Here is a 12,717-nt window from a genome sequence, read left to right as displayed (position 1 = left end):
CAATTATGAAAACACCTTATAAAAGCATAGCCCAGATATTAAAAAACAACCGCTTTGTGGTTATTACCGTGACGGTGATGGCTTTTACAGCAACTGTAGTATGTTCATGGTTTACCTATTCCATATATCAAAAATTGATAAACAACGCATTTGTAGTCAGCACAGAAGGGAGTGTGATCCCTTTAAAACTGGTGACCCAAAAGCAAAACCTAGAAATAGAAGCCAAGGCTCACTTAGATAATTTCCACCGATACTTTTATGATTTGTCTCCTACTAACTATAAGGAACAATTGGAAAATGCCCTATGGCTGGGAGACAGTTCGGTAGACAATGTATATCGCCAGAAAAAAGTAGATGGTGTGTATAACCGCTTATTGCAATATGCCCTAGTACAAAAGGTGAGCGATATACAATCCGAAGTGGATGTATCCCAAGAGCCATATCCCTTTAAGGTAAAAACTATTTTTGAAATTAACCGGGGGTCGATAACCGACACTTATGAATTGATAACTACCGGGGAACTTATAACCACCGCCCGGAACTTTCCGAAGAACCCACACGGGTTGCTCATTACCCATTTTTTTGAAAACAGTTTAAAGAAGATTACCCATGAAGATCGATAAAAAGAAAATCCTGTTTGCTGCAATGATAGGAGCTATTGTCTTGTTTATAATAGGCTACGGAATATTTGTATTAGGAGCGGATAAGGAAACAGACAAAGCACTGGATCAGACGGTAGTCCCGGAACTTGGAGAAACCGAAGAGCAATACGAAAACCGGCTGAAAGCAGTGGATCAGTTGAAAGAGAAAAAGAAATCAGATGCCCCGAGTATTTATGACGAAAGCCTGTTGGATTCTACTGGACTTTATGATTCGGAATTGAAAGAAAAACAAAAGGAACGTATGGTGGACAGTATCTATAACCGGGGAAGGATAGACTATACAGCCAAGGGGTATCGCAAGCGTAAGCGTATTGAATCAAAAGATACGACCGTTGCTTTTAAAAAACGGGACATGGATGCACTGGATAAAAATCAGAAGGATTTTTTTAAGGTGAGAAAGGCCATTTTGGAGAGTATACCTCCAAAGAGCTATACCCAGCCAGTGATCCATGCGGTGGTACATGATGCACAAACGGTAAAGACCAACAGCAGACTGGAACTCCGCCTTATCGGGGAGGCCATCATTAACGATAAGAAGATCCCCAAAAACACCCTGATCTATGGTTTTGTAAAGTTAAAAAAAAACCGGGTGATGATAAGAATCACCAATATCAACCACCAACCCGTACATCTGAAAGCCTATGACCTCCAGGATGGCAATGAGGGGATCTATATCGAGAATAGCATCCGCGCTGAACTCACCCGGCAAATGACCGACGATATGATCCAGGACATTAACATAGCTGGCGTACCCCAGATACGAGGATTGAAAAATGTCTTCCGCCGGGATAATCGCAATGTGAAAAATACGATTTACAACCACTACCAACTCATTTTAAAACCCGTACAGCAATGAAGCCTATATATTTTCTTTTCAGTTTGTGTTTGATACATTGGCCTTTGATGGGTCAAGTGCAGGAACTGGACACAATATATGCCAATGACCATACGACCATATCCCTTTTCTTTCCGAAGCCTATCCGGCAGGGGATTAGTGGTAACACCCATTTTGTTTTTACCTATAACAAGGAAACACCGCAATACCTCGGGCTTTTAAAAGCAGTACCGGGAGCGGATAGTAATTTACTAGTACTTACAACCGATGGACAAGTATATAGCTATATTTTAAGATACCGGGAAGCCCTATCCCAACTCAACTATTTTATCACCAGAGATGGGAGTATAGGGTATGAAAAAGGGGTATCTCCAAAAGAAAGGAAGTCTCAGAAAAAGGAAGAAAAAACGGTAAAAATATCTCCCAATCATATAAATGCCGTAAAAAAAGTATCGGAGTACATGATCAGGCAGGACCAGCGTATGGCACGCAAAAACAGGAAGGGGATAAAACTCATTTTAAAGGATATAAAATACCGGTGGCAGGAAGTCTATATGTCCTTTACCATTGAAAACAAATCAGGGATTGATTACGAAGTAGATTACTTTAGGGTCTATGTGGAAAATGGGAACAGGAAGAAAAATGCCTCCTACCAAAAAATTCTTCAGGAGCCGATTTATTCTTATAAGTTTCCGGAAAAAGTAAAGAACAACCAACAAAAAAGTTTTGTGATGGTGTTTCCGAAGTTTACCTTGGGAAAGCAGGAAAAGTTATTGATAGAGTTAGGGGAAAGAAATGGGCACAGAATAGTGAAACTAAAGAAATAAAACCGGTATGGAAGCCAAATTAACCTATGGCACTGTATATTATTGAATCGGAAATCAATTACTGAGTATCATTTCTGCTGAAGACTTGGTTGTTAAAGTTGATTAATTCTCACTGTTTTATGGAATACCATAAAATGCTTAATGAATTATTTCTTTTCTTTACAATGTAATGACATTATAATGTTTATCGATAATTAAAAAAATAATTATGCTTATCTAAGTCTGGTCATTAAAAATTACAGATTTTGATAAGCGAAATAATGCAGAGATATATAATGACGAGTATGTCAAGAAAGTTGAGTCCTTGATTACTATTAGGGTTGTATAGGATTACTGTTTTTTAATAACTGAATCAAGGAATTACGTATATTTGAGTATCAGCTACAATCTGAAAATAGAAACTTGATATGGTAAAAATATATTTCGATTGGAACGTATTGTCACAAATAAAAAATGGTAGCCATAGCGAGCTGAAAGAAATAATTTTTGATAATGAAAAACTGTTCATCCCGTTTTCTACTTCTCATGTTGGGGATATATTCTCTAGTTTCAAAGAGACCGACACACAAAGAGATTATATAGAATCAGACCTAAACTTTATTTCTGAGTTGACCAAAGATAAGTGTTTAATGAATACAGGAAAAGATGTTGTGCTTGATTTTTATCCACCTCAAAAACTTTTTGAACAACGAATAGAGGAAAAAGACCTCTTTAGTGATATAAGTCTTGATGGATTAATGAACATTTTCGAGCAAGATGACTTTACTAAAAGTATTGGAAAATCACTTATAAATCTGATTAAATCAATACCTATTGAAGAATCATTCAAGCAGGCTTTCGAAAATCCCGAAAGTGCTGAACAAATGAACAAAATGTTTCCAGGACTTAAAGAAAACCCAACTATGGAAGGCTTCTTTAAAAGTTTTAGTAAAATGAACTTAAATCTTAATGAATCTGACGGATATCAAGAATTAAGAAAAACTGTTCAGGGAGGAATGGGGATCAATAGAGATAGGATTTTTGCTTCAAATGCCCCATATAAAATAATTGATGAGAAATATAAAGAGATTGGAACTACCCCTAATCAATTTATAGATAATTCTAAAAATGCCCCTGAATGGTTTAATGAAATCACAAATGAATACCTCTTACTTGATATGCATGGCTATCAAGAAGACAAAGTGAATATAAAAAAAGGAAGAAAAGAAACATTTAAAAATACAACGGAAGATGCGTTTCATTCTGCTTTCGCTTCTACTTGTAATTTTTATGTGATCAACGACAATAAATCTTACAAGAAAACCAAAATGGTTTATGAGAAGCTAGGCATTAATACTTTAGTGCTTAAGCCTTCAGAATTTGTAGAATATTATCAAAAATATCTTGATATAAAAGATATTATCTTAAATTTCAGAATTCCATTCGAGGTAATAAAAATGGCTGAATTTTATGAAGAAAAGATGGAAACTGGAATTTTGAGAACATATTATGTTCCGTTTTTTTTCTTCGGTTTCTTTAATAAAATTATGGTTCTTATTCCTAATGATGATAGTGAGACATTAATGCTTTTGAGTCAAAATGGACCAAGTAATCATAGAGTTTATTCAATGGAAATTCAACATTTATACAAACAACTATATGAATTACTAGGAGAAGATATTGAAAATTTAGGGCAGATAAAGGATGAAGAATTTAAAGAAGATGAATGGATTGGAAGAAAATGGAAATCGAATGAAATAACATTCCGTTTAACTAGACCTAATGGTCATTTTCAACTATATTTTGACCAATAGAAATTAATAAAACCCAGAACGTAACTGCGTTTAGTAGGACGTTATTATCAAGCTAAAAGATCTTGAATTTAACATTTGAAGACATACTAAATCTTACCGACCTAAATGAATTTGATGCAGAACAGGTAACAAACTTACTTGCGGTATTATTTGAAACAGGTAGAGCGTCGCAAGATGTAGAGCCCATTAAAATCGGACTGAAATTCTCTGAACTTCAAAATCAAGAAGAGTTCTCGGATGATGATAAAATGACTTTTCATTATAATGTTGCTAACGGCTGGTCTTATCTTCAACAACTAACCCAACACATAAATTCTGATGAATTTTGGAGTTTTAACCTAAAGGAACTTGAACAACAAGCTATTAATTTAAGACTAGCTCTTTCGTTTTCTGAAAAAAGCAAAAACAAGCATAAGAAATGTGAGATACTAACTAATTTAGGCAATCTTTTTAGCCACTTGGGTAGGTTTTCAGAGGCTCAATTATATTGGCAAAGAGTCTTAAAAATAGATTCCTCCTTTGGAATGGCTTTTGGGAATATTGGGTTTGGACTTTTTCATTATGCCCAAATTTTATACGATAATGGTCATCAACTATTGTTTTTCAAATTTGCATATGAGTACTTGAAAAAAGCAGTTAATTCTGACATCTATGAAGATGCAAAGCTGGCTTTTAAAAATATTATAAACCATTTAGAATCTATTATAGATAAAAGAGATTTAGAAAATATCCAGGACTTAAAGGATTTTTCAATTGGAACGACAAAACAAGAAAGGGAATACAGGAAGTGGTGTTTAGAGAATCAGCTTTTTTTAAATCCACTTAATGATATTGTAACTGAAAATATTGCTGGTCATGACTGCCTTCTACTCCCAACTATGATTTTGAAATTTGATAAACCGCCAATTTATCAAACTATATTTAATCAAATTAAGCAAGAATTCGTTTCAGCAAGGCATTTGTTATTTGAAGGGCTAAATCAAAAAGAACCACACTATTCAGATAAGGATAACTTACAACTTGACACATTAGACTTTGCCATTTACTCTTACAGTAGTGAAAAAATTAAAATTGCCTTTAGATTATGCTATTCTATCCTGGACAAAATTGGTTACCTATTAAACGACTATCTAAATCTTGGTTTCAAACCAGACAAGGTTACCTTTAGAGGCATTTGGAGCATTTATGATAGAAAAGTAAAGGCTTATAAGTTAAACCCCATGATAAGTCAAACTCAAAATTGGGCTTTCAGGGGGTTATATTGGTTGAGTAAGGATTTGTATGAGAAAAGCGAAAAATTCTCTTCGACTATAGAGCCTGAAGCAAAGGAATTAGCACATATTAGAAATTTTATAGAGCACAAATCATTTAAAATAATAGAGTTTGGTAAAAATGGACTTCTTGATAACGGGTTAACTTACATGATAGAGCGGGCTGAATTTGAGCAAAAAACACTAAACTTAATAAAGCTAATAAGGGCAAGTATGATATATTTGTCTCTAGGAATTAATTTAGAAGAGAAAAAGAAAGAAATCAAGAATCCTGTATTGCCTATTGATTTTGTTGGATTGAGAGATGAATATAAAATATAAATGTCTGTTTATGAGAATGGTATTCGTTTCTCAGACTACTAGTTTTAGATTTAATTATAGGGCTTTTTAAAGGCTTTTATTTGATGATGTAACTATTTTGCAACCTAAAATGGTAGGCTCCCCTCTGTTATAATTTTGGCATTAAATTAGAGTAATTCTCTAATATTCTGTAACTTTGCATTATTGAATAGGTATGGAAAAGGCAATAAACATAGCAAAACGTTTTCCAAAGCATTTGTTTTGGGATATGGATGCCAGTAGGCTGTCCGTAAAAAGGGATAGGGCTATTATCATCCCCAGGGCTTTATTTGCTACCACTAAATCAAGTTTTGAAAAAGATATTCAAGAACTTGAAAAACTCTATTCAAAAAATGAAATAGTATCTGTGTTAAAAACTACCAAAGAGCATATCAGTAATGATGTATGCGAATTAGTAGCCGAACGCTATCACACGAAGCCTTTTTTTAGATATGTCCTATGATGAAGAAGGCTATTTCTTCTGCTTTGCTAAAAACCATCAAAGAATTACATACCCTTGATAGCCTGAAAGGTTTTGCATTGGCAGGGGGAACCAATCTAGCTTTACGTTTCAATCACAGGGAATCTATTGATATAGATTTATTTTGCCCGGAGATAATAGGTCGTAAAGGGTTTCGTGAAATAGAGGAAGAAGTAAAAGTTTTTTATGGCGATAATGCGTTTGGATTTATAGACCCTACAAATATTAATGATCAATTTACGTTTTTACGTTTCTTTATAAGGAAAGACTCCACAATCATAAAGGTGGATATTATTCAGAATATGAAAATAATTGATCCTTTTGAAGAGTTAAAGGGGGTACGGTTATTTTCTGTGAGGGATATAGCTCTTTTTAAATTAATGAGCGCCTCCAGTAGGCCGGCGAGAAAGGATATTTATGATTTATATTATATAACCAAGGAATATTCTTTAATTGATCTATATAGCCAACTACTGGAGAAGCACAAAAGATTTGACAAGGAAGAAGACAGGAATATTTTTGATTTGGATAATGAAGACACGGCATTGGATAACCCATTATTGTTGTTAAGGTTTGACAGAAAGTATAAGGTGAGTAAAGATAAAATGATGCATTCTCACGATAATATTGTTACGATTGAAGGAGCGGATTCTTGGCAAATGGCCAGTATGCGTTGGAGAATTCATCTTCGGCGATTATGTTCTTTTTTAGATATTGATTACCCTTCAGCACGAATATAACAAGTAAATCATTACTCAGAGTACTATCTGATATATCCATTTAAAATCCAGTGGACATAAAAGTACAGAAGCATTTTATGCCTTGAAGCGCATTGCACAATAATTGCACAGATTGCATAAAATCCAATGTTAAAGTCATGCATATTATCAAGTCTTACCACCTACTGCACAAGTCCAAGTTAGTCAAAGAAGGTGGCTTCCCTAGGTTGACCGGACCAGCTGGACGAAAAATCAACGAAGATACATCGAAGTATAAGAATTTGTAGACTTCCCCTTTATAGTGAGACACTACAACATAGGTAAGTCTTTAATTTTAGAGGATCTGAACTACGTAAATTTTGTATTAAGCCGATTGTTGATTATTTTTATTGTGTTGAAATGCAATATTTTACAAAAATCAGATTATTGACTAATATTATGCAGTGATGAAAAAAATAATATTACTTTTATAGGTTTGGTCTCTTGTTTTGACCAAGAGGAAACCTTCGGTATAACAAATATCATCAAGGGACGGCAATGGAATTTAAAAATCGGAAGCTCGCCGGAAGAAGCGTATCATCAGCTTCAGGAATTAGGAAAGGAGAAAGGTTTTGATGACATTACCCTGGTAGGTAGATCAGGGGAACATTTGGCAAGTATAGGGGATAATTTGGCATTATATAATGCAGTAATCGTACTGAGGCCAAGATATGATACAGATAGTGTCTATATTGGTTTTAAAGATGAAGAAGTTACTGAAATCAAAAGATGGAGGGATCCACTGTTTGTCTTGGAGGAATGGTACGAAGATGAAACAGGAGAGGTGCCTATACCTTTTGTTCCCGGGGGGTTGACGTTGAAAGTGGATATCTTGGAAAATTGGCCTGAGGAAATACCGGAGACCTCTATAAAACTGGGGGATCATGTTACTCGGGCTTCGGAAAAGTTGGGGGAAATCCCAAACAGGTTAGGAAAAACAAATATGCCTATTGTTTTATCAGAGAAAAACCTGGAAAAAGAATATGATCCTGAGATGGCGAGATATACCCAATGGGAATTTTTCTTTTCGGAAATCAGGAAGGATGCCGGAATAGGACGTTATTCCATGCGCCTGTATTTTGATAATAACAAATTAAAAAAGATCCGAAAGGAATATTGGTAGCAAATTATCCTTGGTAGCATTTAAAATGGGACATGTTTTTTAAAAGAGACTATCCCGCAAAGTGTGTGAAAATATTCCGTACCTCCGAATACACTCTTAAAAATTCAGCATCAACATCCACAGCTTTTCCGTGAAATGGCGGCAAAGACTTTTCAATCAGGTGTTTTTTAAATCGTACTCGTTTCTCTCTACCATCAGCAAAGGCTACAAATTCCCCTGGTTTTAAACGGAAAAAACGATCCGCCCGTATCTTAGCCACTTCCTTTTCACTTTTGGTAATTCGGGTGCGGGGGTTCATCCATTCCCCTTTACTGATACTGGTGGTTTTCATTTTCACAATTTCAAAAAACTGTTCATAATATTTGGCTGTATCCGGATCGTTGGCCTTTCCAAAAAACTGGTAGGAAAGATTACTCAGGATGGCTTTGCTGGCTTTGTCCCCATAGAGCAGGTCATTCTGTATTTTATCCTGAAGGACATAAAGGGTAGCTATATCATAACTACGCAAACTTGCTGGTATGCGGTGCATGTTAAGCAGTCGGATGGTAGGGGCTTCTTCCATCAGGACAAAGGAAGGCAGCCGGTGCCGGACACTCATTTGCTTGGTTATGGTATGGAGTATGGTTGCCAGTATGGGCGAATACGAAGTTTCAAAAAGGGGATTGTTGACCAAAGATACTATCGCTGGGTTATCCTGATTATTGACATCCAGGGGCACTTCATCTGCAGAGAGCAGGGCAAAGAGCCGTTTGGTTGAAATCTTTTTAAAGGCATTGGCCAATGTACTTTTCACTCCAGCTGTTTGACGTTCGGAATCCCTGCCGCTGATAAAGGCATCGGCCATGGCTTTGGAGGTCCGGTTGGAAACCAAAAAATTGATAAGGCTGTCGGTGTCCAATAACTGATATAACGCCATCATATGCGGTAAGGTGCAATACTGAGGATAATCTTCTTTCAGTTTCAAGATCATCCCTGCGATAAGTCCTTCCACGGCATCATTAAAAAATCGGGAAGTTCCGGTGGCACCAGATTCTTTCATTTCCAACAGGTTTTCCAGAAGTACTCTAGAGACTTCATTGACGGATTCTTCGTGTTCCAAGTAGCGGGGTGCAATGGGGTTGACCCGGTGATAGATTTTATCTGGAGAAATAATATAGAAAGGAATGCCCGACTGTTGGAAAAGGGGATAGGCAATTTCTGTCAGTTCAAAATGTTTGTAATCATGCATGACGCCACAAAAGGAATGTTTCCCTAAGTGTTGCAGGAGGTTAAAGACCACGCTTTCCGTTTTGCCACTCCCGGCTGCCCCAATAATGGAAATACCACGCCGGATGTTATCCAAAACAAGGCTCCCGTTTTTTAAATACAGTTTTACCCTATATTTTTTATTGGGTATCGGACGGATGACGTACAGAATGCGTGCATAGAGAATACCTACACATAAAAGAGCCGGCGCTTCAATATACAGGAGTATTTGCATCCAGGCTCTAGCGGGAAGAAGATGCCATACCCAAATCAAACAGGAAAGCAGGGGGACGATCAGGGAAAAAATAAAACTCCAGTGCACTCCCAAAAACCGTACGCCTATCAAAAACAATAATACAACACTTAAAATAATATACAGGTAGCAATACATGGAAATAGGAATTTTAATTAATAGCCCTGGCTGGACTCCTTGGTGATATCGATGATCTTTCTCAACGACTTGATGGTTTTTAGAGCCATTTGGGTTTTTGTAACGGGAATGTTGAGCCCGGGTATCCTTATGCCGGATTCCCGAAGAATGGATAAAGCTGTTTTTCGTTCCTTTTTCGGGGTTTTCAGCAGTAATTCAAAATACTTTTTGGGGTCGGTTACCATTAGTTTTCTTGCCTGGTAGTATTCGGCAAAGTTGCGCTGGTACCCGGTCATTCGGTCAAAGGTTTTTTCGGTATTTATAAAAAAGCTGTCCCTGTCAAAGCCCCGTTTTACGGTCTTTCCGTTCAGCTCCACCTGTGAGGCTTTATACTTGCTTCCTGGGGATAGACTATAGGAATTGGAGGCGTCCCTGCGGCTTACCACAATATGAATGTGGGTTTGCATCCCTGATTTTTGCATACCCTGTGAAATGGGTTTGCCATTAACTTTATGAGGGATCTCCCGTAAGAGCTGGTCGATCTCTTTTTCCATTTTTTTGACATTGCCTTTTATTTCCCCACGTTCCACTTTCCGGATATCGTTTTTGAGTCTGGCTATTTTTTTGGTATAGGGAGCATTTTCCTTGATTTCCCGATCAAAGCCCTTGTAGGAGCGTCGATGTTCTATTTTTGCATAATACTTAATATCGTCCACTGAAACCTCCTTATCCCTGTTAAAGGATTGGGTATAGCCTTTCATAACCTCCCGGGTATAGGCCTTTAGGTTGAGGTCGCCTTGTTTGAGATGTTGGAGCTCCCGTTTACTAGGGTTGATGGTAATGGAGTAGAAGCGAGGTTCAGTTTTCCTAAGCTTAGCCGTATTTCCGTCGATATCTTTAATGACATGATCCCGGTCAACCGTATCCTCATGCTGGTTAAAGAAATGTTCCATTTCTTCCGGCGATTTCCCTTCGTTTTCTTTTTCCAAATACTCTACGAAATTAGTAACACTTACATTATAGGTGTCGCTCATATTTTGTGGTGTGATGGTGACGTACATGATTATTCATTTAAGTTTAGTTTTCGTTTGAGATGTTCCAGACTTTCCAGAGAAAGGTCGATACGCAGGTAGGGTTTTCCAAAATTGCTCCGAATGGGTTTTACTTTTTCGAGAAAACGCGAAATCTCCTTTCTGGTATCGGACAATTCTTGTGTTGCTTTGGCATGTTTATTCCGATATAGGGTTACCTGTTCTTTAGCTTCTTCCAGTTCCAACCGCTTAGGAATATTATGGCTGCTTATATGTCCTGGTTTCAAATTTTTTTCCTTCCAACTTTTCTTAGTGTTTCCCGACTTTTTTTCGGAAGTACTTTCCGCCTGTTCAAAGAGGTTTTGTAGCATGGCTACGGTGGGCTTGGTCTGGTGTTTTTCCATATCCTTTATAATGGAGATCACTCCATGGATACGCCTTTTGATTAGACTCTCTAAGGTATAGGCATTGGGACCGATGGATTCTTCCGGGGAAAGCCCACTACTTTCAAAAAACTGTAGCATAAGCAATAAAGTCATAGATTGTGACTTGGAGAGTATTTTACAATACTTCCGGAACTTTCGGGCGACTGATTTTTTGATTCTCAGTCCGGCATATCCTTCTTTTTCAAATTCCTTATCCATTTTTTCATAAAAAAGTTTCCTGTTTACAGGGGCTGCGTGTGTTTTTTCATAAAAAATCAAGGTACTTCCCTGATTGTGAATTATTTACATCTGTATAAGCATCTGATTTTCAATAGCTTAGAAAATAAATGAGATTGCAATGACGCTTTAGCGCATTGCCCTCTTGCTATTCCTTTTTATCCCGCAGGGATAAAAAAACAACCGCCCAGTCTCTGGTTAAAAAACAAAAGACCGGATTTATCTTAACCGATTCTTTGCCTATAACAAGACAAATCACGGTAAGAATCAAACCTTGAAAATTAAATTATTTATAAATTGATCCCATCAGTGAAAGTCAAAAAAGGGATGGGAATATTGCTATATAAAAATAGGGTATTTCTTGATAAATTGAAATACCCAAAACAACTTAAATGAGTATAAATAAAATTAAATTAAGGATTCATCAGCAAAACTGAGATAGTTTCCCGCCGGACTTAAAATAATATGATCGAGAATTTTGACATCCATATACGAAGCTGCTTTTACAATTTTTCTTGTGAGCTCCTTATCCAGTGTACTCGCTTTTAGATTGCTACTTGGATGATTATGACATAAAATAATTGACGTTGATAGGCTTTTTAGTACTACGGCAAAAATAATTCGAATGTCTACCAGAGTTCCGGTAATTCCTCCATTAGAATGGGTATAAATTCCTTTAACACCATTGGCATGATTGAGAAGCAATACTTTAAAGGTTTCATTCATAGCTATTGTGTGCTTATCAAAAGATTGATATAAAAGGTCGGCTGCATCCTTACTACATTTAATATGTGTTTGATGACTTGTCAAAAAACCTTCTTTATACGAGAGTTGAATTTCATTAACTTTGTTTAACATAACTATTCAATTTTAAATTGATCCGAAATAGTTAAATACAGCAGGTCGGGGGACCTGCTGTATTCTTTTTTAACTTGCTTGGTTTCCTCTAAGAAATAGAATCTCTGAGACGATCACTTCGGTTACATAGCGTTTTACGCCTTCTTTATCCTCATACGAACGAGACGAAAGTTTTCCCTGTATGGCGATCTCTTTACCGGTAAATACATACTCCTCGATAAGGGAAGCGACTTTCCCCCAGGCAACTAGCTGGTGCCAGTCGGTATTGGTCTGTTTCTCTCCTTTGGAGTTTTTGTAGTTCTCATTGGTAGCTAGTGAAATTCGGGCTACTTTTTTGCCGTTTTCCAAAACGGTTACTTGGGGCTCCTGTCCTACATTTCCGATTAACTGTACTTGATTTTTTAGCGTACTCATAATTAAAAGATTTAAAAAATTAAACATTGATTTACTTATTATATCCGG

General features: G+C 36.7%; 13 protein-coding genes. 8 read left to right on the top strand and 5 right to left on the bottom strand.

The features are described from left to right. Positions 1-5 precede the first annotated feature (5 nt). The 8 genes from JM658_RS16240 to JM658_RS16205 all read left to right on the top strand — a co-directional run bounded on the left by JM658_RS16240 (position 6) and on the right by JM658_RS16205 (position 8,089). A complete protein-coding gene (locus tag JM658_RS16240; protein WP_236960768.1) occupies positions 6-623 on the top strand; it encodes a conjugal transfer protein TraK in 618 nt (205 codons plus the stop codon). Continuing rightward, positions 610-1,518, top strand: a complete 909-nt coding sequence (gene traM, locus JM658_RS16235) for a conjugative transposon protein TraM (protein WP_236960766.1) — start codon at positions 610-612, stop codon at positions 1,516-1,518. The genes JM658_RS16240 and traM overlap by 14 nt, the downstream gene beginning before the upstream one ends. A 47-nt stretch (positions 1,519-1,565) precedes the next feature. Further along, a complete protein-coding gene (locus JM658_RS16230) occupies positions 1,566-2,324 on the top strand; it encodes a DUF4138 domain-containing protein (RefSeq protein ID WP_236960764.1) in 759 nt (252 codons plus the stop codon). A gap of 407 nt (positions 2,325-2,731) precedes the next feature. After that, positions 2,732-4,117, top strand: coding sequence for a hypothetical protein (locus tag JM658_RS16225; protein ID WP_236960762.1), 1,386 nt, complete (start codon positions 2,732-2,734; stop codon positions 4,115-4,117). Between the two features lie 62 nt (positions 4,118-4,179). Beyond that, on the top strand, positions 4,180-5,709 hold the full coding sequence (locus tag JM658_RS16220) for an LA2681 family HEPN domain-containing protein (protein WP_236960742.1): 1,530 nt from the start codon (positions 4,180-4,182) through the stop codon (positions 5,707-5,709). A gap of 193 nt (positions 5,710-5,902) precedes the next feature. Further along, the gene (locus tag JM658_RS16215) at positions 5,903-6,190 is read left to right on the top strand and encodes a DUF6922 domain-containing protein (protein ID WP_236960733.1); all 288 of its coding nucleotides are present in this window, start codon (positions 5,903-5,905) and stop codon (positions 6,188-6,190) included. Beyond that, positions 6,187-6,948 (top strand): nucleotidyl transferase AbiEii/AbiGii toxin family protein, encoded by a 762-nt coding sequence (locus JM658_RS16210; RefSeq protein ID WP_236960731.1) that lies wholly within the window; start codon positions 6,187-6,189, stop codon positions 6,946-6,948. Before JM658_RS16215 ends, JM658_RS16210 begins: the two co-directional genes overlap by 4 nt. A 454-nt stretch (positions 6,949-7,402) precedes the next feature. After that, the gene (locus JM658_RS16205) at positions 7,403-8,089 is read left to right on the top strand and encodes a hypothetical protein (RefSeq protein WP_236960729.1); all 687 of its coding nucleotides are present in this window, start codon (positions 7,403-7,405) and stop codon (positions 8,087-8,089) included. Between the two features lie 49 nt (positions 8,090-8,138). Here the strand turns inward: JM658_RS16205 and JM658_RS16200 are convergent, their stop codons facing one another. The 5 genes from JM658_RS16200 to JM658_RS16180 form a co-directional block, all read right to left on the bottom strand. After that, positions 8,139-9,725, bottom strand: a complete 1,587-nt coding sequence (locus JM658_RS16200; RefSeq protein ID WP_236960728.1) for a type IV secretory system conjugative DNA transfer family protein — start codon at positions 9,723-9,725, stop codon at positions 8,139-8,141. Positions 9,726-9,742: 17 nt separating this feature from the next. Then, on the bottom strand, positions 9,743-10,765 hold the full coding sequence (gene mobB / locus JM658_RS16195; RefSeq protein WP_236960726.1) for a MobB family relaxase: 1,023 nt from the start codon (positions 10,763-10,765) through the stop codon (positions 9,743-9,745). A gap of 2 nt (positions 10,766-10,767) precedes the next feature. Continuing rightward, positions 10,768-11,379, bottom strand: coding sequence for a BfmA/BtgA family mobilization protein (locus JM658_RS16190; protein WP_236960724.1), 612 nt, complete (start codon positions 11,377-11,379; stop codon positions 10,768-10,770). 426 nt (positions 11,380-11,805) lie between these two features. Further along, positions 11,806-12,255, bottom strand: coding sequence for a JAB domain-containing protein (locus JM658_RS16185; RefSeq protein WP_236960722.1), 450 nt, complete (start codon positions 12,253-12,255; stop codon positions 11,806-11,808). Between the two features lie 69 nt (positions 12,256-12,324). After that, positions 12,325-12,669: a single-stranded DNA-binding protein gene (locus tag JM658_RS16180; RefSeq protein ID WP_236960816.1), complete on the bottom strand. Its 345-nt coding sequence runs from the start codon at positions 12,667-12,669 to the stop codon at positions 12,325-12,327. Between the last annotated feature and the right edge of the window lie 48 nt (positions 12,670-12,717).

The organism is Joostella atrarenae (assembly GCF_021764745.1).
GTDB classification, from domain to species: Bacteria; Bacteroidota; Bacteroidia; order Flavobacteriales; family Flavobacteriaceae; genus Galbibacter; species Galbibacter atrarenae.
The sequence above is the reverse complement of the archived record's forward strand: the minus strand, read 5'-3'. Positions and strand labels throughout refer to the sequence as shown.